Below are 400 nucleotides of genomic sequence, written 5' to 3' on the forward strand. Positions count from 1 at the left end.
ATCGGCCGGCAGCGTCCAACTGAAGGCGCTGTCCTCATTCGCCTGCTGGTCGGCGAGGGCTGCGCTGACCGTTGGCGCGTCATTGGTGTTGGTGACCGCCAGGTCAAAGGTATCGCTGACGCTCGCCCCGTCCCCGTCCGTCGCGGTGACGCGGATCGACAGGGTGCCGACATCGGCATTGCCCGGCGTGCCCGAGAAGGTGCGCGTGGTTGCGTCGAAGCCCAGCCAGGCCGGCAGCGGCGAGCCATCGGCCAGGGTGGCGCTGTAGGTGAACGAATCCCCCGCATCCACATCGGCGAAGGCATCGGCCGGCAGCGTCCAACTGAAGACGCTGTCCTCGCTCGCCTGCTGGTCGGCGAGGGGTACGCTGACCGTTGGCGCGTCATTGGTGTTGGCCACG

General features: G+C 68.2%; 1 protein-coding gene. It reads right to left on the reverse strand.

From position 1 onward, the window contains the following. On the reverse strand, positions 1-400 hold a 400-nt coding region (locus tag ACLD7X_RS19440; RefSeq protein WP_411425321.1), incomplete at both ends, for a putative Ig domain-containing protein.

The organism is Aphanothece microscopica RSMan92 (assembly GCF_046613545.2).
In the GTDB taxonomy this organism is placed as follows: Bacteria; Cyanobacteriota; Cyanobacteriia; order PCC-6307; family Cyanobiaceae; genus NIES-981.